At 61.1% G+C, this 17,521-nt stretch carries 22 protein-coding genes; 7 read left to right on the plus strand and 15 right to left on the minus strand.

Annotated features, from left to right (window positions below):
- Window positions 1-556: 556 nt before the first annotated feature.
- The 7 genes from pth to lgt form a co-directional block, all read right to left on the minus strand.
- Entirely contained in the window at window positions 557-1,267 is a 711-nt protein-coding gene (gene pth / locus AACZ55_RS04195) for an aminoacyl-tRNA hydrolase (RefSeq protein ID WP_339643438.1), read from the minus strand.
- 112 nt (window positions 1,268-1,379) lie between these two features.
- Entirely contained in the window at window positions 1,380-2,021 is a 642-nt protein-coding gene (locus AACZ55_RS04200) for a 50S ribosomal protein L25/general stress protein Ctc (RefSeq protein WP_339643441.1), read from the minus strand.
- 181 nt (window positions 2,022-2,202) lie between these two features.
- A complete protein-coding gene (locus AACZ55_RS04205; RefSeq protein ID WP_339643444.1) occupies window positions 2,203-2,466 on the minus strand; it encodes a hypothetical protein in 264 nt (87 codons plus the stop codon).
- 256 nt (window positions 2,467-2,722) lie between these two features.
- On the minus strand, window positions 2,723-3,655 hold the full coding sequence (locus tag AACZ55_RS04210; RefSeq protein WP_339643446.1) for a ribose-phosphate pyrophosphokinase: 933 nt from the start codon (window positions 3,653-3,655) through the stop codon (window positions 2,723-2,725).
- Window positions 3,656-3,805: 150 nt separating this feature from the next.
- Entirely contained in the window at window positions 3,806-4,576 is a 771-nt protein-coding gene (gene pgeF / locus AACZ55_RS04215; RefSeq protein ID WP_339643449.1) for a peptidoglycan editing factor PgeF, read from the minus strand.
- Window positions 4,577-4,593: 17 nt separating this feature from the next.
- On the minus strand, window positions 4,594-5,676 hold the full coding sequence (locus AACZ55_RS04220) for an SAM-dependent methyltransferase (protein ID WP_339643452.1): 1,083 nt from the start codon (window positions 5,674-5,676) through the stop codon (window positions 4,594-4,596).
- A complete protein-coding gene (lgt, locus tag AACZ55_RS04225; protein WP_339643455.1) occupies window positions 5,669-6,466 on the minus strand; it encodes a prolipoprotein diacylglyceryl transferase in 798 nt (265 codons plus the stop codon). The genes AACZ55_RS04220 and lgt overlap by 8 nt, the downstream gene beginning before the upstream one ends.
- A gap of 137 nt (window positions 6,467-6,603) precedes the next feature.
- Between lgt and AACZ55_RS04230 the strand changes: the two genes are divergently transcribed.
- From AACZ55_RS04230 to AACZ55_RS04255, 6 genes are all read left to right on the plus strand, one after another.
- Complete coding sequence (locus tag AACZ55_RS04230) at window positions 6,604-6,855, plus strand: accessory factor UbiK family protein (protein ID WP_014131331.1); 252 nt, start codon at window positions 6,604-6,606, stop codon at window positions 6,853-6,855.
- A gap of 5 nt (window positions 6,856-6,860) precedes the next feature.
- Window positions 6,861-7,595: a metallophosphoesterase family protein gene (locus tag AACZ55_RS04235; RefSeq protein ID WP_339643458.1), complete on the plus strand. Its 735-nt coding sequence runs from the start codon at window positions 6,861-6,863 to the stop codon at window positions 7,593-7,595.
- A 269-nt stretch (window positions 7,596-7,864) separates the two neighbouring features.
- Entirely contained in the window at window positions 7,865-8,365 is a 501-nt protein-coding gene (locus AACZ55_RS04240) for a YbjN domain-containing protein (RefSeq protein WP_338609729.1), read from the plus strand.
- Window positions 8,362-9,177: a pyrroline-5-carboxylate reductase gene (gene proC / locus AACZ55_RS04245; RefSeq protein WP_339643462.1), complete on the plus strand. Its 816-nt coding sequence runs from the start codon at window positions 8,362-8,364 to the stop codon at window positions 9,175-9,177. Before AACZ55_RS04240 ends, proC begins: the two co-directional genes overlap by 4 nt.
- Window positions 9,174-9,515, plus strand: a complete 342-nt coding sequence (locus AACZ55_RS04250) for a tRNA-binding protein (protein ID WP_339643465.1) — start codon at window positions 9,174-9,176, stop codon at window positions 9,513-9,515. Before proC ends, AACZ55_RS04250 begins: the two co-directional genes overlap by 4 nt.
- A gap of 155 nt (window positions 9,516-9,670) precedes the next feature.
- The gene (locus tag AACZ55_RS04255; RefSeq protein WP_339643530.1) at window positions 9,671-10,795 is read left to right on the plus strand and encodes an AI-2E family transporter; all 1,125 of its coding nucleotides are present in this window, start codon (window positions 9,671-9,673) and stop codon (window positions 10,793-10,795) included.
- On the opposite strand, the gene AACZ55_RS04260 is transcribed toward AACZ55_RS04255, so the two are convergent.
- The gene (locus AACZ55_RS04260; protein ID WP_338609732.1) at window positions 10,751-11,584 is read right to left on the minus strand and encodes an undecaprenyl-diphosphate phosphatase; all 834 of its coding nucleotides are present in this window, start codon (window positions 11,582-11,584) and stop codon (window positions 10,751-10,753) included. The two genes, AACZ55_RS04255 and AACZ55_RS04260, sit on opposite strands and share 45 nt — an antisense overlap.
- Window positions 11,585-11,597: 13 nt before the next feature.
- A complete protein-coding gene (locus tag AACZ55_RS04265) occupies window positions 11,598-12,053 on the minus strand; it encodes a MarR family transcriptional regulator (protein WP_338610645.1) in 456 nt (151 codons plus the stop codon).
- 207 nt (window positions 12,054-12,260) lie between these two features.
- Between AACZ55_RS04265 and AACZ55_RS04270 the strand changes: the two genes are divergently transcribed.
- Complete coding sequence (locus AACZ55_RS04270; RefSeq protein ID WP_339643468.1) at window positions 12,261-13,151, plus strand: branched-chain amino acid aminotransferase; 891 nt, start codon at window positions 12,261-12,263, stop codon at window positions 13,149-13,151.
- 53 nt (window positions 13,152-13,204) lie between these two features.
- Here the strand turns inward: AACZ55_RS04270 and AACZ55_RS04275 are convergent, their stop codons facing one another.
- The 6 genes from AACZ55_RS04275 to AACZ55_RS04300 form a co-directional block, all read right to left on the minus strand.
- On the minus strand, window positions 13,205-13,651 hold the full coding sequence (locus tag AACZ55_RS04275; protein WP_339643470.1) for a molybdenum cofactor biosynthesis protein MoaE: 447 nt from the start codon (window positions 13,649-13,651) through the stop codon (window positions 13,205-13,207).
- A 1-nt stretch (window position 13,652) separates the two neighbouring features.
- Complete coding sequence (moaD, locus tag AACZ55_RS04280; protein WP_338609735.1) at window positions 13,653-13,904, minus strand: molybdopterin converting factor subunit 1; 252 nt, start codon at window positions 13,902-13,904, stop codon at window positions 13,653-13,655.
- A complete protein-coding gene (gene pgsA / locus AACZ55_RS04285) occupies window positions 13,901-14,482 on the minus strand; it encodes a CDP-diacylglycerol--glycerol-3-phosphate 3-phosphatidyltransferase (RefSeq protein ID WP_338609736.1) in 582 nt (193 codons plus the stop codon). The genes moaD and pgsA overlap by 4 nt, the downstream gene beginning before the upstream one ends.
- Before the next feature lie 20 nt (window positions 14,483-14,502).
- On the minus strand, window positions 14,503-16,413 hold the full coding sequence (uvrC, locus tag AACZ55_RS04290; RefSeq protein WP_338609737.1) for an excinuclease ABC subunit UvrC: 1,911 nt from the start codon (window positions 16,411-16,413) through the stop codon (window positions 14,503-14,505).
- Window positions 16,374-17,132, minus strand: a complete 759-nt coding sequence (locus tag AACZ55_RS04295; RefSeq protein WP_338609738.1) for an SDR family oxidoreductase — start codon at window positions 17,130-17,132, stop codon at window positions 16,374-16,376. The genes uvrC and AACZ55_RS04295 overlap by 40 nt, the downstream gene beginning before the upstream one ends.
- Window positions 17,133-17,231: 99 nt before the next feature.
- Window positions 17,232-17,441, minus strand: coding sequence for a hypothetical protein (locus AACZ55_RS04300; RefSeq protein ID WP_338609739.1), 210 nt, complete (start codon window positions 17,439-17,441; stop codon window positions 17,232-17,234).
- Window positions 17,442-17,521: the final 80 nt, after the last annotated feature.

Consider the following 17,521-nt stretch of genomic DNA (forward strand, 5'->3'; position numbering starts at 1 on the left):
GGCCGTGGGAGGAGAATGGCACGAGGATGATGGGGCGGGGATAAAGTTTTTTACGGCTGGGCGGGTAAGGGCTTGCTCTCCAGCATCTCATCCTCCCCCGCGTCATCCTCGGGCTTGACCCGGGGATCCGCAACGCTGCTGTTGTGCAGCGCAGAAGTGGCGCCCCCTCGCGTCTCACGGCTCCTCAACCCCTTCACCGGCTGCCCGACGCAGCAGATCCCCGGGTCGAGCCCGAGGATGACGATGGGGTGGGGTGAATGGTGGTGATGGAGCCGAGAAGGCGGCCCAAGCCCCACTGCTATATTGGACTTGATCCGGGACCCAGCAGCCTTGCCCATACTCCGGTGCGAGAGGAGAGACACATGGACCCCGGCTTTCGCCGGGGAAGCGAGGGGAGGAAATAGCGGGGGCAATGGAGCGGGAATCCGGGGGAGCGGTGGGGCAGAGGAGCGAGGAGGGGCGCTGGCGCCGATCCGTCGACCGGTCTCCAATTCACTCTGCCGCACACATCTGTGTCAGGGGCTTGAGCGGGAGTGAAACCCTAACCGTCGCGGCCTCAGTCCTTCTTCCCGAACAGCTTTTTGAGCATGTCGGCCATGGGACCGGATTCGGGGAGCTTGGTCTGGGGAGTGGATGGGCGGGCCTGCCGGACATGGCTTTGCGCTTTGGGTGCGGACTTATCCGCTTCGGACTTCGATGCTGAAGGAAGGGCGAGCGCAAGCTTGTTCATCAGCGCTGCCGCGTCACCTTTGGCAATCAAAGCGGCATTTTTAGCAAGCGCGTCGAGCAGCGGTTCCAGCCATTCGTTTTCGGCCTTGTGGAAGTTCGAGAGCACATGGGAATGCACGCGGTCCTTATGGCCCGGATGGCCGATGCCCAGACGGATACGCACGAAATCCTTGCCCAGATGGCTTTCGATGGAGCGCAATCCATTATGCCCGCCATTGCCGCCGCCCGTCTTGACGCGCACCTTGCCGGGGGCGAGGTCGAGTTCGTCGTGGATGACGGAAATATCGGCAGGAGCGAGCTTATAGAACTGGGCAGCCTGGGCGACGGAATCGCCCGAGCGGTTCATGAAGGTCTGGGGCTTGATCAGCATGATTTTTTCGCCATCGATCACGCCTTCGGACACGAGGGCGGAAAATTTCTGGCGAAAGGGTGGGAAACTGTGCTGGCGGGCGATCTCGTCGACGGCCAGAAAGCCGATATTGTGCCGGTGGGCAGCATATTCGGCGCCGGGATTGCCGAGCCCTACGATCAGGTGCATCGCATCTCTCCGGGAAAAGCGGGGCCGGCGGCTTTTTGCTGGTCACGCTTCCGAACCGGAAAAGTGGATGCCACTTTTCCTGGAAGCGCTCCGAGCCGCCGGCCCGAAGGTTTTAGTCTTCGTCTTTTTCGCCTTCGTCGCCTTCATCGGCGTCCGCGTCTTCAGCGCCTTCGGACGAGCGCAGGGCAGACGGAGCAGCGATGGTGGCGATGGTGAAGTCGCGGTCGGTGATGGTCGGGACGACACCCTCGGGCAGGTCCACGGCCGAGATGTGCAGCGAGTCGCCGACTTCGGCCTTGGACAGATCGACCACGAGGTATTCGGGGATCGAATCGGCCGGAACGGACACTTCGACAGTGTGCCGCACGACGTTGAGCACGCCGCCCTTCTTGAGGCCGGGGGACTTTTCTTCGTTCTCGAAGTGGACGGGAACTTCGACGGTAAGGGTCGAATTCTTGCCCACGCGGAGAAAGTCCACATGCACGAGGAAGTCGCGCACGGGCTCAAGCTGGTAATCCTTGGGGATCACGCGGTGCTTTTTGCCGTCCACATCGATCTCGATGACGTGCGAGAGAAACCCGCCGTCATGAATCTTGCGGAACGTATCCTTGTAGGAAATCGCGATGGAAAGAGGGGCTTTCTTATCGCCGTAAATAACGGCAGGAACCAGACCTTGACGACGCAGTTCACGAGCGGCCCCCTTGCCCACCCGGTCCCGCACCGAAGCCTTCAGCTCGACGCTCATGGAAATCATCCATTGGTTGGGTGCGTTTCTCCGGATTTTTCCTTGTCACGTTTCCGAACCGAAAAAGTGGTGTCCACTTTTTCTGGAAACGCTCCGAACGAAACGCGCGCCCGTCCTCCAGGGGTGACGAGCGCTTCATGGAGCGGGTCTATACAGGAGGCGGAAAAATTGGGCAAGAGGCCCGATAGCGCTAGTCTTCGTCTTCCGTCAGTGCTTCGAGCCCGCGCCGGCTCATTTCATCGAGCGCCGCGGCGCGCAGTGTCATGGCGCGTTCGGTCAACGGTCCATCGGGATCGTGATGGACACGGAACAGGCGGCTGGTGCCGAAGCGCTTGTGCATGTGCACGAGCATTGCGTCGGGCCAACCGGGAATTTCATCGAGAAGAGCCAACAGCTCGGTCTCGGCGCTTGAGCGCGGGGCCACCAGAGGGTGGCGGGGAGGGGTCTTTTTCACTGATACTTCCACATACGCAGCGTACGCGGTCATGGCTGGCTCGCCCCACCGGATCTTCCGCAGAAAAGGAAAATGCCGGAGCCAGTGCAAGGTTCCGCGTACAGGCAGCGCTTGTGGCTGAGTCGTGGTCATCGGTCAAAATCCCCTCGCTTCCATTCGAACAATGGCAGCGTGAGAGATTCGCCGATCGGGCGGCAGCCGGGATGATTCCGGGCCCTGGTGTTAAGGTGTTGTTAACGCTGGCTGCGTGCGGCGTTCAGTCGAACAGGCTCGAAACCGACTGTTCGGACGCTGTGCGGGCTATTGCCTCGCCGATCAGGGTTGCGATCGAAATGTGGCGGATCTTGCCGACCTTGGCGACGGCCTCGGTCATATCGATGGAATCGGTGGTGACCAGTTCCTTGAGCCGGGATTTAGCAATGCGCTCGGGTGCGTCGCCCGAGAGGACGCCGTGGGTGATATAGGCCGAAACTTCCCTGGCGCCGGCATTGAGCAGCGCCTCGGCCGCGTTGACCAGCGTGCCGCCGGAATCGACGATATCGTCGATCAGAATGCAGGACTGGTCCTCGACGTCGCCGATGATGTTCATCACTTCGGATACGCCGGCGCGCGGGCGGCGCTTGTCGACGATGGCCAGTTGCGCGCCGATGCGGTTGGCGACGTTGCGGGCCCGCAATACGCCACCGACGTCGGGGGAGACGATCATCACCTTGGAGGTGTCGTAGTTTTCGGCGATGTCACGGGTGAGGACCGGAGCGGCGTAAAGATTATCGGTCGGGATATCGAAAAAACCCTGGATTTGCGGTGCGTGCAGATCCAGGGTCAAAATGCGGTTGGCGCCGGCATGGGTTATGAGGTTGGCCACAAGCTTTGCCGAAATCGGCGTGCGGGGGGCCGATTTGCGGTCCTGACGCGCGTAGCCGTAATAGGGCAGGACCGCCGTGATGCGACGGGCCGAGGAGCGGCGCATCGCGTCGATCAGGATCAGCAATTCCATGAGATTGTCATTGGCCGGAAAGGACGTGGACTGGAGGATGAACACATCCTCGCCGCGCACGTTTTCGTGGATCTCCACGAAAATTTCCTTGTCGGCGAATTTCTTGACCGACGCGTCGGTCAGTGGAATTTCGAGATAGTCGGAAACGGCCTTGGCCACGGTGAGGTTTGAGTTGCCCGTCACCAGCTTCATGGTCAGCCTCTATATGTGCCCTGATCGCCAGAGGCCGCCAATGCCCCGAGCTTGTGGGGCGGACGTTTAGACCCCGAAGGCCGCAAACTCAATATGACTTTTGAATGAAGGTGAAGGGCGGTTAACGGTGTTGCCCGTCTGCACAGGGTGTCACCCCCTCGCAATGAGCGCAATCTGGCGGCCCGCGCGTGTGTTGTTGTGGGTCGCGTAGCGGTGGGAGAAGTAGAGATCGGGATGGGCGTAGGTACAGCTTCCGACCGATTCGACTGTGCCGATGCCCAGCGATTTTGCCTGCGAGAGCACGAGGCCGGGCACGTCGAAATGGGGCCGGGGCCAGCCCTCGGTGATGATGAAATCGGCAGCGTCGGGGAACTGGGCACGAATCTCGTCGGCCATCTCCTCGCCGATCTCATAATTTGGGGCCGATATGGCCGGGCCGATGGCGGCGATGATGTTGGCGCGCGAAGCCCCCAACTGTTCCATGGCGGCGACGGTATTGGCCAATATGCCGCCGACGGCACCTTTCCAGCCGGCATGGGCCGCGCCGATTATCCCTGCCTGGGGATCGGCAAGCAGAATGGGCGCGCAATCGGCAGTCAGAATGCCCAGCGCGATGCCCGACCGGGTGGTGACCATGGCGTCCGCTTCGAGACGATCTCCAACCCTGAAGCCATTGTCGACGACATGGACGTGGGTGCCATGAACCTGTTTGGCGAGAGCGACTTCAATGGGGCCGCCCTTGAGGGCCATGACGGCGCGATGAACATTGTCGACGACATTGGCCGCGTCGTCACCAACCGAGCGCGAGGCGTTGAGCGAGGCGAACTCGCCTTCAGACACGCCGCCGCGCCGTCCGAAAAATCCGTGACGGACAGCAGGCGCTTCGGTGATTGCTGGGCTTTTTTCGATGGGCGGATGCATTGTGAGGCAGGCTTTCTCTACGCGGGGAACCCCGCTGGGCGCAGTCCCGGGCTGGCAGCGCACAGAACCTTGAACAACTCACCCATCTGATCGGCCCGTGTGAGCCGGTCGAAGGCCGATGCGAGGGAGGCGGCCTTTTGCGGGTTTGCCGTGGCGAGTGCTAAATGACGCTCGGCCAGCCCCAATGATGTAAGAAAACTGCCCTGGGTCACAATGGGGTGGACCGTCAACCCAGCCATGCGCCCAGCGCGCCCCAGAGCTTCGAAATCCACATGCGTTGTGAGATCGGCCGCGCCGGGTTGAGCGAGGGGATCGACGGGAGCATGGCGGGCAAGAGCCTGCAGGGTTTCGCCGGGTTGGGTGTGCGCGTAGCCATAATCGATGGTGAGCAACGCACCGCCACGCGGGCCGAGAAGGCGGCAGAGCTGGCCCATGAACTGTTGCCCCGCCAGCCCGATTTCGGCGACCTCGCCATCTTCCGCCGATGCGAAAGCCTCCCCGATCAGAGCTTCCTGATAAGGCGTGGGCGACAGACCGAAGACGCGCTGGCCATCGGCAAGTCCGACGCTGCGTTCATACCATTTGCCCTCGCGTCTGACGAATTGGCGGACCGGGAGCGCGTCGAAGAATTCGTTGGCGATGATGATGAGCGGAGAGGCGCCAAGGGTTTCGACGTCCTCGATCCAGTCGGGCGAATGGGCCGAAAGCCTTTCGCGCTGCATGGCGGCGAGGACCGGATTGGTTTCGTAGAGTTTGAGGTCGAGAGCCTCGGCGAGGCCGGTGGCACGGGTTGCGACGCGGAGGGCGTCGGCAAGAAGCGTTCCGCGTCCGGGCCCGAGCTCGAGAAGCGTGAATTTTTCCGGACTGCCCATCTGGAGATAGAGATCGGCGATCCACGCTCCGATCATTTCGCCAAAGGTCTGGCTGATTTCGGGGGCGGTGATGAAGTCGCCGCCGGTGCCGAGCGGGTCGGCCTTGCGGTAATAGCCGCGTGTGGGATGGGTCAGGCACAGGCCCATATAGCTCGCCAGCGACATCGGTCCTTGCTGGCGGATCTGCATGTCGATCAGATCGCCCAGGGAGGGGCCCGGCTCAGCCATGACGACGCTTTTGACTCCAGACAATCAATGCAATGCCCGTAATCAAGATAGGCAGCGAAAGAACCATGCCCATGGTCAGCCAGCCGAAGGCGAGATAGCCGATATGGCTGTCGGGCAGGCGGAAGAATTCGACGAAGATACGCGAAAGCGCATAGCCGACGCCGAAGATTCCTGCTGCGGTGCCGGGGCGACGCAGCACCAGTTTGACGTGCGTGAAATAGCGGATGACGAGGAACAGGAGGACGCCTTCGAGCAGGCCTTCATAGAGCTGGCTGGGGTGGCGCGGCAGGTCGCCGCCGCCGGGGAAGATCACGCCCCAGGGCATTGTGGTGACAGAGCCGTAGAGTTCGGCGTTGATGAAATTGGCAACCCGGCCGAGAAACAGGCCGATGGTGGCGCAGCAGGCGAGCAGGTCCAGGCCTGACAGGATGTTGGCCTTCTTGCGGCTGAGATACACGATCATGGCAACCATCAGGCCCAGCATGCCGCCATGAAAGCTCATGCCGCCGTCCCAGAGGGCAATGATCTGGCCGGGGTTTGCGGCAAAGACCAAAGGATCGTAGAACAGAACGTAGCCCAGCCGTCCGCCGACGATGATGCCGATGACGATCCAGAAGGTGAAGTCGAACAATTCGTCGGGGGTCATGGGTGGAGTGCCATTGACCCAGAGCGATTTGCGCCTGAGCAGGAGCATGCCGTATCCTACGCCGAGGAAAATGCCGGCCAGGTAGGCCAGTGCATACCAGCGGATGACGATGGGTCCGATGGCAAAGGCGACCGGATCGATCATGGGGAAGGGCACGTGGGGCCTCGAAGCTGATTGCGATTTTGCGGGACCATGCCGCCCGGACCGGCTCTGGTCAAGCGGTCCTCGAGCCCCTACATAGTTGGCAGTGGGCCGGACGGCCAAACAAGAGGAAGTGAGCGATGTCGCAAGGACAAAAGTTTTTCGACGATCTGGGGCGGTTGATGAACGATGCCGCCTCGGTTGCCGATGGTGCGCGCCGCGAGGCGGAGACAGCCATCCGGGGCCAGATGGAGCGGGTCGTCAACGATCTCAACCTCGTCAAGCGCGAGGACTATGACGCATTGCGCGAACTGGTGAGCATCCAGGGCGAGGAAATCGAAGCCCTGCGCCGCGAACTCGAAGCATTCAAACGCCGCAAGAAGACCACCTAAGTATCATGCGGGTCGCGGTCATTTCCGACGTCCACGCCAATGTGCTGGCGCTTGAAGCGGTGCTGGCCGACATCGCGCGGCACGACGTGGAGAAGATCCTCAATCTCGGCGATCATTTCGCCGGACCCCTGTGGCCCAAAAAGACCGCCTCGGTCATGGCTGAACTCGATATGGTGGCGATCCGCGGCAATACCGATCGCTACCTCGCACAAGGCGATGCGGATTTGCTCGATGAGGATGATCTGAAGATCATCGACGCTATCGAGGGTGAGCCGATGAATTGGCTCAAGCAACTGCCCGAGACGGCCATTTATGCCGATGCAATCTTTATGAGCCATGGAGCGCCGCGATCGGACGAGACCTATTGGCTCGACCGCAAGGTCAAAAAGCACGGCTTCCGTGTTTCCTCGCTCGAAGAGGTAGAGGCTGAACTGCCCCATGGCGATTATCCGGTCTATTGTTGTGGCCATACCCATATTGCGCGGGTGGTGACGCTGGACGACGGGCGGATCGTTTTCAATCCTGGCAGCGTGGGGCGGCCCTCGTTCAACATGAACGATCCTGTGTCAGCGGCGCGGCTTTCGCCGGCGGCCGCCTATGCCATTGTCGAGCTCTCGGCGGGAAAATGGCACGTCAATCTGCGGCAGGTGGCTTATGACAACATGGCGGCGTCTGCCATGGCGCGGGCATGGGGCAATGAAACCTGGGCCCGCGATCTCGCCGAAGGGCGCACGCGCTAGAGCGCTTTGTGACAGTGGTGTAAAACCCTGTGGTTTGAAGGGTTTGTTAAGAACCCGTTAACCATATCGCTCCGATCATCCACAAGAGAATTTCGGTTTTGGGCCCGCGTTTCTGGGTCCCTGCCGGAGGTGCAGTGTACAGTCGAGACAAATGACGATTCGTACATCCTGTCCCCGGCCGAGCCGGTTCGGTTGTGCCGCGTAAGGCGTCCGGCATCCTGTCGGCCGCTGCATCTTCGAACCCAACGCATAAGCGTGCGGAGCCAGCCATGTCACTCCTCGAATTGGAACTGGATCGGACCATTCACCCGGTCGATATTATCGAGCACATTGCCGCGATCAGCGACTGGTCGTTCGAGCGGCAGGACGCTGACGAAATCTCCATTTCGGTCAAAGGGGGCTGGAGCGACTATCACGTGTCGTTCAACTGGATGGAGGAGATGGAATCGCTCCATCTGGCCTGTGCGTTCGATCTGAAGGTGCCCGAGGCGCGCCGTGGTGAAATCAAACAGCTCATCTCGCTGATCAACGAGCAGCTTTGGATCGGTCATTTCGACATCTGGAGCAAGGAAGGCGTGGTTCTGTTCCGGAACTCGCACCTGCTTTCGGGCGGCGCGGAGGTCTCGCCGCAGCAATGCGAAGCGCTGTTGCGCTCGGCGACCGAGAGTTGCGATCTCTATTATCAGGCGTTTCAGTTCGTGGTCTGGGCCGGAAAATCTGCCTCCGATGCCCTGGCGGAAGTGATGTTTGAAACCGTGGGGCAAGCATGAGCCTTTCGACTGCCGGCTCGGTGCTGCTGATCGGCGCCGGCAAGATGGGTATGGCGATGGCGGCAGGCTGGATGCGGGGCGGCCTGCCCGGTCCGGCGCTAACGCTGGTCGACCCGCAGCCCCATGACAGCGTTTCGGCATTTGCCAGCAAGCACGGCGCCGTGCTGCGCACCGATCTTCCCGACGAGACGCCGCGTGTCGTGGTGCTGGCCGTCAAACCCCAGATCATGGATGGCGTGCTGGGCGTGGCAAGGCCGTTGGTTGGGACCGAAACGCTTGTGGTGTCGATCGCTGCCGGAATTTCTTCGGACAAGATTGTTGCAGGTCTGGGCACCGACCGCGTGGTGCGGACAATGCCCAATACGCCTGCCCAGATCGGCAAGGGCATTTCGGGCGCTTTTGCCGGCGATGCGGTTACGTCCGAAGACCGACAATTGACCGAGGCGCTTTTGGCGGCAGCGGGTGGCGTGGTCTGGGTTGAAAACGAGACACTGATCGATGTGGTTACTGCGGTTTCCGGATCCGGGCCGGCCTATGTGTTCCATCTCGTCGAAGCCATGGCGGCGGCCGGTGAAGGCGAGGGGCTGAGCCCGGAACAGGCCATGGTCCTGGCGCGCCAAACAGTGATCGGGGCTGCTGCATTGCTGGAAGCCGATGACAGCACGGCCGCGCAATTGCGCAAGAACGTCACCTCTCCCAACGGAACGACGCAGGCAGCGCTCGATGTGTTGATGGCACCCGATGGGCTTGGCGCCTTGATGAAACGGGCGATCAGCGCAGCCCGCAAGCGAAGTGAAGAATTGGGGCAATGAGCGAAGCCATTTCGTTTGACGACTTTCTCAAGGTCGATATCCGCACCGGGACGATCGTCGAGGCGCGGCCGTTCCCGGAGGCACGCAAGCCGGCGATCATAATGCTCATCGATTTCGGACCGGAGTTGGGGATCAAGAAATCCTCGGCCCAGATCACCGTTCATTATACGCCCGAGCAACTGATCGGTCGTCAGGTTATGGCGGTCGTAAACTTCCCGCCGCGCCAGATCGGGCCGCTGAAATCTGAAGTGCTCACGCTTGGTTTCGAGGATGAAAGTGGCGCCATCGTGCTCGCCGCGATCGACAAGCCGGTGCCCAACGGACGCAAGCTGATGTAATCGGCATGAGAAGGGCTCGCTTGTCTTGGTGCGTGGCTTTGCCATATAGGTGAGCCTCCTCAGACCGGAATTAGCAATTGACCAAGCCGGACCTTATTCCCACCGAACGCGAACCCCGTCTGCTTGGATCGAAGCGCTCGGCGCTGGTGCCGCCCATGGCGGTGGCCCGCTGGCTGATCATCCTGATCCTGCTGGCGTGTGTTTATTTCTTTCACGGCTTTCTCGTTCCCGTTCTTGCCGCCTTGATCATCGGCTTTGCGAGCTGGCCGGTCTATCGGCGCGTTCTGGGCACGGTGGGCGGAAATCGCACGCTGGCGGCGAGCCTGATGATCGCCGTGATCGTGCTGTTTATCCTGATCCCCATTCTGATGGCGTTGAGCTACGCGACCAATGAAGCTCAGCAACTTATTCGATGGGGTGTCGCGACCAACGCAAATGGAGCCGCCGCACCGGACTGGTTCGCAACGCTGCCGTTCGTTTCCGAATGGGCTACTGAACAATGGGATCTCTATGTTGGGCGGCCCGGGGCGTTAAGCCAGTATGTCGCCTATATCGGGGGTGCTAACGCCTACAACATTTACCAGACGGTGCTCGCCGCGGGGGGAAGTTTTCTCGATCTGGCGCTGAACCTGCTGTTCATGCTGATCGCGCTGTTGTTCGTTTATCGCGATGGCGCCAACCTGGCCGAGCAGCTCGACCGGTTCGGCGAGCGCATTCTGCCCACGCGCTGGCAGCGGCTGTCGCGGGTGGTGCCGGCGACGATCAGTTCGACGGTAACGGGCATGACCATCATCGCGATCGGTGAAGGCATCGTTCTGGGGATCGCCTATGCCTTGGCGGGTGCGCCGTCACCTGTGCTGTTGGGTGTGGTCACGGGCGTGGCAGCCATGATTCCGGGTGGCGCGCCGCTCTCGTTCACGCTGGTCTCGATCTATCTGATGGCCAGCGGATCGATCGTCCCGGGCATCGCGCTGTTTGTCTGGGGTTCGGTCGAGCTGTTTATCGTCGACAAAACGCTGCGGCCCAAGCTGGTCGGGGGGCCGATCAAGCTGCCGTTCCTGCCGACGTTTTTCGGGCTGATCGGCGGGGTCAAGACGATGGGTTTTGTCGGCCTGTTCATCGGCCCGGTTTTGATGGCGCTTTTTGTCTCGATGTGGCGCGAGTGGGTTCACGATCTCGACCAGGTCGACAATGACGGCGGCGCGGGTCTTGCCGTGCCGCCCGAGGTCGAGGATTTACGCGATGCCCGCATAGATCAGGCCCAGAAGGAGCAGGCCTAGCACGACGCGGTAGATCACGAAGGGCGTGTAGGACTGGCGCTGCAGCCATTTCATCAACAGCGCGATGCTGGCCAATGCGGCAAAGAAGGCAAGGACGCCGCCAAACAGCGCGTCGGACGTCACCTGCGCATTGCCGGCCTGATAGAGATCGTAGCCAGCCAGCACGCCGGCGCCCAGGATTGTGGGGATCGAAAGCAGCATGGCAAGGCGGGCCGAAAGCGGCCGGTCCATGCCCACGAAGCGTCCAGCCGTCATGCAGATTCCAGAGCGCGAGACGCCAGGAATGATGGCGATGCACTGGGCGATGCCGACAACCATTGCATCGCGAAGCGAGAGGGTTTCGAGCGTGCCGTTTTGTTCGGGGCGCCGGTCGGCCAGCCAGAGCAGAACGCCGAAGATAATCGTGGTCCAGGCGATGATCGTTATGTTGCGGCCGGCCTCGGTGACCAGGTCCTTGGCGAGAAAGGCAATGACCACTATGGGAAGCGAGGCGGCGATCACGACGAGCAGAGTGCGAAAGCGCGGACCCATCCTGCCCGTAATGCCATCGACCAGTCCCATGAACAGCATGATGACGTCACGCCAGAAATAGACGATGACCGCGCCAAGCGAGCCGACGTGAAGCGCGATATCGAGCGCAAGTTCCTCAGCGGGCGTCATGGTTGTTGAGGCGACGCCCAGAAGGCCGAGCAGCCAGCGGCCCAGAATCAGATGGGCCGAGGAACTGATGGGCAAGAACTCGGTGATGCCCTGAACGAGGGCCAGAAAGACCGTGCTGATGATATCCAATTTAAGGGGCGTCCTATGACATCGGTTCGATGAGGCGCAGGGTGCGCAATAATTGGTGGTCGCCCCGCTCGGTCATTTCGGCAAAAAAGTGTCGGACGCAGTCACGGGTGTCCTCGGGCAGGGCAGCAAAAGCAGCCTCGATGCGGCGGGCCTGAGTGGCGCTCAGAACCTCGAAAAAGTCGCGGCCCTTCTCGGTGGGAAACAGCAGGCGCTGGCGGCGGTCGGTCTCGCCATGTCGCTGGGCAACATATCCGCTGTCGATCAATTGGCGCAGGACGCGCGCCAGGCTCTGCTTGGTGATCCGCAGGATATCGAGCAGATCGGCCACCGTCATGCCCGGACGCAGATTGACGAAATAGATGACACGGTGGTGGGCCCGGCCGAACCCCTGCATTTCGAGCAAGGCATCCGCATCGCGAACGAAGTCCCGGTAGGCAAAGAAGAACAGGCCCATGATATCGATGGGCATCTCGGGAAAATCGTAGATGGCTGAATTTATGTCAGCCTTATTGACATTTATCGAATGCGCTGGCATCGTCCTACCAATATCTTTGCCTTCTAATGAGTTATCACAGAGCCGCTTTGGTTTGCCAAGTGGTGAGAGAATACTGCAATATGGGGCACAGATCGTGGCCGAACGGCCCAAAGCCAACAAACGTATAATCGGGAGATAAAGATGGCCACCGTGCCAATGGATCAGCGAGACGGTTGGATCTGGTACAATGGAGAGATGGTTCCCTGGAAGGATGCCAAGCTCCATGTGCTGACTCACGGTCTTCACTATGCCAGCAGCGTCTTTGAGGGGCAGCGCGCTTATGGCGGAGAGGTGTTCAAGCTGCGTGAGCATACCGAGCGGCTGATCTTTTCGGGCAAGACGCTCGATTTCACAATTCCCTATTCGGCCGACGAGATCGACGAAGCTTGCCGTCAGGTGCTGGCCAAGAACAATCTTGTCGATGCCTATATGCGCCCGGTCGCCTGGCGCGGGTCCGAAACCCTTTCGGTGCCTGCACGCGACAACAAGGTGCACCTGGCAATCGCCGCCTGGGTGTGGCCGAGCTATTTTTCCACAGAAGAGCGCCTGAAAGGCATTCGCCTTTGCTGGGCCGACTGGAAGCGGCCCTCGCCCGAAACCATTCCATGCAAGGCAAAGGCCGCGGGTCTTTATATGATCTGCACGCTTTCCAAGCACACAGCCATGGACAAGGGCTATGCCGACGCATTGATGCTCGACTATCGCGGCTATGTGGCCGAAGCGACGGGCGCGAACGTTTTCTTTGTCAAAGGCAAGGACATCACCACGCCGCTGCCGGACTGTTTCCTCGATGGCATCACGCGCCGCACGCTGATCGGGCTGGCCAAGGCCAATGGCTATACGGTCACCGAACGGCACATCAAGCCCGAAGAGCTTGCAGAGTTCGACGAGTGCTTCCTGACCGGCACGGCCGCCGAAGTGACGCCGGTTTCTGAAGTGGGCGAGTACAAATTCACCCCGGCCGATGCCTGCCGGACGCTGGTTGAAGCCTATATGAGCGAAGTGCAGCCCAAGCAGGCGGCTGCGGAATAAAAAGCTGCACTATCGCAGAGATTTGGGAGCCGGGGAGAAATCTCCGGCTTTTTTCATGACCACCGGGCGGTGGCCTTGTCGTCGCTGTCCTTTGCCTCGACCCAGCGGGCTCCGTCCGGTCCCTCTTCCTTTTTCCAGAAAGGGGCGGTGGTCTTCAAAATATCCATGATGAAGTTGGCGGCGTCGAAAGCGGCTTGCCGGCGCGGGGCGAGGGTCATCACCTGAACTATCGGCTCGCCGGGATAGAGCTTGCCGAAACGGTGGATGATTTCGGCATCGAGGAGAGCGAAGCGCTCGATTGCGTTTGTGCGCAATTGCTCGAGTTGGCGCCGTGCAAGAGCCGGGTAGTGCTCGAGAGTCATCGAAGAGATCGGGTCTTCGCGAGTGGAGCGCACCAGGCCGGTAAAGGTGACAGCAGCCCCGGCACCCTCGTTTGCCTTGAGAAAGGCATTGAAGAGCGTTCCGGGATCGAACGGATCGGCTTGCAGGCTGACGCCCATCTCAACCACCCGTCATGGGCGGGAAAAGCGCTACGGTCTTGGCGTCTCCCAGCGGTGTTTCGTGGTCGACGAGTTCGTCGTCGATGGCGGCCCGGATGAGCTTGCGGTTTGCCGCGGCCAAAGCAAAGCCTTCGTCGTGACGGGTCATCCATTCGATGAGGTCGGCTATCGTTGCGACGGAATCGGGTGGGGTCACGTCATCGCTGTCCCGTCCGAGGCGTTCGCGCAACCAGGCGAAATAGAGAATTTTCATATCGGATCGTCCTCGTTGCGCGCCATGTGTGCCGAAACCCCCGACCAATATTGCCAGCCGGTGATGGCGGTGAGAATTGCGGCGAGCCAGAGGAGAATATCGCTCAACTCCCGCGTGCCGGGGATAAGCGGCTCGGCGATGACGATGCCGAGCGCAACGAGTTGAACCGTCGTTTTGTATTTGGCGAGCTTTGAGACCGGCACAGTGATCTTTTCGGTGCCCATGAATTCACGCAGGCCGGACACGAAGATTTCGCGCAGCAGGATGATCGTGGCCGGGATCAGGTCCCAGACGCCAAAACTTCCATCAAAGCAGAAGACCAGCAGCAGGGCGCCAACCAGCAGTTTGTCGGCGATGGGGTCTAGCATGCGGCCGATCGGGGAGACCGAACCGTATCTGCGCGCAAGGTATCCATCGAAAAAGTCGGTGACCGCGGCAGCGATGTAAAGCAGCAGCGCCAGCCAGCGCAGGGGCGAATTGTCGGCGAGAAGAAACAGCATGATGACCGGGATCGCGAAGATGCGGCCGTAGGTCAAAAGGTTTGGCAGACGGGCCATGTCGAATCTGGTTTCGGTCATCGTGTGTCCTTGGCCCCTGGTCATCTTTGGTTGAAGTGATCGTAGATCAGTTGAGCCATGGCGGTCGAGATGCCGGGCAGGGCGGCGATATCGGCGACCGAGGCGCGCGAGACCGCCTTGGCCGAGCCGAAATGCTGGAGCAGCGCACGCTTGCGTGTGGGACCGATGCCGCCGATCTCGTCGAGGGGGTTCTTGACCATCTCCTTTTTGCGCCGGGCGCGGTGCGTTCCGATGGCGAAGCGGTGGGCTTCGTCGCGCAGGCGCTGGACGTAATAGAGAACGGGATCGCGAGCCGGCAGCATGAAGGGCTCCTTGCCTTCCATGTAGAAAGTCTCACGGCCCGCATTGCGTTCCTCGCCTTTGGCGATACCGATGACGGTCACATCGCGCGGCAGGTTCATTTCGGCCAAGACCGCCTTGACGGCATTGGTCTGGCCGGCACCGCCGTCGATCAGGAGGACGTCGGGCCAGTCTGGCATCTCGGTGGAATCGTCTTCGGCTTGGGGGTCGCTTTCATTGGCCAGCCGGGTGAACCGGCGCGTGAGCACCTCGCGCATCATGCCGAAATCGTCGCCGGGGGTGAGGTCTTTCGATTTGATGTTGAAGGTGCGGTAGTGCTTTTTCGATAGCCCTTCCATACCCGCAACGACCATGCCGCCCACGGCGTTGGTGCCCTGGATATGGGAGTTGTCGTAGATTTCGATGCGGCGCGGGGTTTCATCGAGACCGAAGGTTTCGGCCATGGCTTCGAGCAGCTTGCGCTGGCTGGCCGAATCCGAAAGGTGGCGGCCCAGCGCCTCGCGTGCATTGGTCAGTGCGTTGTCGACAAGCGTGCGTTTTTCGCCGCGGCGCGGCGTTTCGATCCGGACGACGCGGTCGGTGCGGGAGGACAGGGCCTCGCGCAGCAAGTCGGGTTCGGCCAAATCCTCCGAGAGCAGGACGAGCCGAGGCGGCGTGCGGTTCTCATAGAACTGGGCGATAAAGGCTTCGAGCACTTCGGCGTTCGTGCTGTCATCGTCGGCGCGCGGATAGAAGGCGTAATTGCCCCAGTTCTGGTGCGCGCGGTAAAAGAACACCTGCACACAGAAATTGCCCGCCTCGTTGTGGATGGCGAAGACGTCGGCCTCGGGGATCGATTGGGCGCCGGTCCCGGTAGAGCCCTGAATGAGTGCCAGCGCACCAAGGCGATCGCGCAGCATGGCGGCGCGTTCGAAATCGAGCGCTTCGGCGGCGCCGTTCATTTCCTTTTGCAGATGATCCTGCACCGCCTTGGTCTTGCCCGAGAGGAAGGCGCGGGCCTCGGCGACAAGTTCATTGTAGTCCGGGATCGAAATGACGCCGGTGCAGGGCGCAGCGCAGCGCTTGATCTGGTGTTGGAGGCACGGGCGGGTGCGCGCGGCGTAAAAGCTGTCCGAGCAATTGCGCAAGAGGAACGCCTTTTGCAGCGCGGTGATGGTCCGGCTGACGGCGACGGCGGAAGCGAACGGCCCGAAATAGTCGCCCTTGCGGCGGCGCGAGCCGCGGTGCTTTGTGAGTTCGGGGGCCTCGTGTTCGGTTGCGATCAGGATGTAGGGAAACGTCTTGTCGTCGCGCAGCAGCACGTTAAAGCGCGGGCGCAGGCGCTTTATCATGTTCGCTTCGAGCAAGAGGGCTGCCGCTTCGGTCTCGGTTCGCACGAACTCCATCGACCGGGTCGAGGCGATCATGCGGTTGATGCGGACCGAATTGCCTTCATAGCTCGTGTAATTGGTGACGCGTGATTTGAGATTGCGGGCCTTGCCCACATAGATGACGTCGCCCTTCTCATCGATCATGCGATAAACGCCCGCGCCGGTGGGCAGGGTTTTGACGAAGCGCTTGATGATATCGGGGCCGGGGAGGGTTTCGTCTGTCATTGCTTGCGGGGGGTCGGCGCGTTGCGCGCGCTCCATTCGAGATGCTCGCCACCATCGAGCGCGATCATCTGACCAGTCATCGAGGGCAGGTTGAGGATCGAGAAGACGCCGTCGGCAATCTCGTCGGGATCGGCGCCGGTCTGCAGCGGCAAGCGCTGACGGGAGGCTTCAAATTCGCTTTCGGACTGGCGGGCATTGGCGAGGGTGGGGCCGGGGCCGATGGCGTTGACGCGGATGCGGGGCGCCAGGGATTGGGCGAGGGTGCGGGTGGCGGTCCACAGCAGGGATTTCGAGAGCGTGTAGGAAAAATAGTCGGGTGACAGCGAGAGGACGCGCTCGTCGATGAGATTGACGATATTGCCCTTTTCGTCGTCGGGCAGCTGGGCGGCGAAATCGCGGGCGAGGAAGACCGGCGCTTCGGCATGGACGGCCATGTGCAGATCCCACAAATCCTCATGGACAGTGTCGGCGCTGTCGGGCTCGAAGACCGAAGCATTGTTGACCAGGACGGTCAAAGGACCGAACGGCTCGGCAGCTTTGGCAATCAGGCCCATGCGGTCCTGGCGCTTTGCGAGGTCGGCACGCACGATTTCGGCGCGACCGCCATCGGCCGCGATGGCATCGGCCAGGTCCTGGGCCTTTTCGCCGGACGAGCGGTAATGAATGACGACCGCATAGTCCTCGGCGGCCAGGCGGGTCGCAATAGCCGCGCCAATTCTGTCGGCGGCGCCGGTGATGAGGGCGGTGCCTCTCATGATTTGCTCCTCGGTCGGTTGCCATCCGATTCGGGATCGATTTTTTCGGAATTCATGCTTCTGAGATAGGGAGAACGTAATGGAAACGCAACTGGCGTTCTATCGGCGGAACCTGCCGATCCCCCACATTATGAGGCCGGCGACAACGCATAGGCCGCCAAGCGGGGCGACGGACAGGCTGAGCAGGACCGCAACGAGGGCGGGCGCGCCAGGGAACAGCGTTGCCATGACGACCAGCGGCAAAAGGCCGATGGCCAGGAGCAGAGCTCCAAGTTGCATGAAGGCGATGCCCCAGCGGGATAGTCTCATGGACCGGCTCCTAGAATGACCTGTCACGATACCGGATCGTTCCTGACCCCAGAGTGAACGAGATTAGCATGAGATGATCG

The organism is uncultured Pelagibacterium sp. (genome assembly GCF_963972885.1).
In the GTDB taxonomy this organism is placed as follows: domain Bacteria; phylum Pseudomonadota; class Alphaproteobacteria; order Rhizobiales; family Devosiaceae; genus Pelagibacterium; species Pelagibacterium nitratireducens.

What these genes read in the sequence shown, in the direction of transcription:
- pgeF (WP_339643449.1), bottom strand. Translation starts at nt 4,576, where the DNA reads ATGCATCCGCCCATCGAAAAAAGCCCAGCAATCACCGAAGCGCCTGCT.
- lgt (WP_339643455.1), bottom strand. Translation starts at nt 6,466, where the DNA reads ATGATCGATCCGGTCGCCTTTGCCATCGGACCCATCGTCATCCGCTGG.
- AACZ55_RS04235 (WP_339643458.1), top strand. Translation starts at nt 6,861, where the DNA reads ATGCGGGTCGCGGTCATTTCCGACGTCCACGCCAATGTGCTGGCGCTT.
- pth (WP_339643438.1), bottom strand. Translation starts at nt 1,267, where the DNA reads ATGCACCTGATCGTAGGGCTCGGCAATCCCGGCGCCGAATATGCTGCC.
- moaD (WP_338609735.1), bottom strand. Translation starts at nt 13,904, where the DNA reads ATGAAAATTCTCTATTTCGCCTGGTTGCGCGAACGCCTCGGACGGGAC.
- AACZ55_RS04200 (WP_339643441.1), bottom strand. Translation starts at nt 2,021, where the DNA reads ATGATTTCCATGAGCGTCGAGCTGAAGGCTTCGGTGCGGGACCGGGTG.
- AACZ55_RS04250 (WP_339643465.1), top strand. Translation starts at nt 9,174, where the DNA reads ATGAGCGAAGCCATTTCGTTTGACGACTTTCTCAAGGTCGATATCCGC.
- AACZ55_RS04270 (WP_339643468.1), top strand. Translation starts at nt 12,261, where the DNA reads ATGGCCACCGTGCCAATGGATCAGCGAGACGGTTGGATCTGGTACAAT.
- AACZ55_RS04240 (WP_338609729.1), top strand. Translation starts at nt 7,865, where the DNA reads ATGTCACTCCTCGAATTGGAACTGGATCGGACCATTCACCCGGTCGAT.
- AACZ55_RS04210 (WP_339643446.1), bottom strand. Translation starts at nt 3,655, where the DNA reads ATGAAGCTGGTGACGGGCAACTCAAACCTCACCGTGGCCAAGGCCGTT.
- AACZ55_RS04220 (WP_339643452.1), bottom strand. Translation starts at nt 5,676, where the DNA reads ATGGCTGAGCCGGGCCCCTCCCTGGGCGATCTGATCGACATGCAGATC.
- AACZ55_RS04265 (WP_338610645.1), bottom strand. Translation starts at nt 12,053, where the DNA reads ATGCCCATCGATATCATGGGCCTGTTCTTCTTTGCCTACCGGGACTTC.
- uvrC (WP_338609737.1), bottom strand. Translation starts at nt 16,413, where the DNA reads ATGGAGCGCGCGCAACGCGCCGACCCCCCGCAAGCAATGACAGACGAA.
- proC (WP_339643462.1), top strand. Translation starts at nt 8,362, where the DNA reads ATGAGCCTTTCGACTGCCGGCTCGGTGCTGCTGATCGGCGCCGGCAAG.
- AACZ55_RS04230 (WP_014131331.1), top strand. Translation starts at nt 6,604, where the DNA reads ATGTCGCAAGGACAAAAGTTTTTCGACGATCTGGGGCGGTTGATGAAC.
- pgsA (WP_338609736.1), bottom strand. Translation starts at nt 14,482, where the DNA reads ATGACCGAAACCAGATTCGACATGGCCCGTCTGCCAAACCTTTTGACC.
- AACZ55_RS04300 (WP_338609739.1), bottom strand. Translation starts at nt 17,441, where the DNA reads ATGAGACTATCCCGCTGGGGCATCGCCTTCATGCAACTTGGAGCTCTG.
- AACZ55_RS04255 (WP_339643530.1), top strand. Translation starts at nt 9,671, where the DNA reads ATGGCGGTGGCCCGCTGGCTGATCATCCTGATCCTGCTGGCGTGTGTT.
- AACZ55_RS04295 (WP_338609738.1), bottom strand. Translation starts at nt 17,132, where the DNA reads ATGAGAGGCACCGCCCTCATCACCGGCGCCGCCGACAGAATTGGCGCG.
- AACZ55_RS04275 (WP_339643470.1), bottom strand. Translation starts at nt 13,651, where the DNA reads ATGGGCGTCAGCCTGCAAGCCGATCCGTTCGATCCCGGAACGCTCTTC.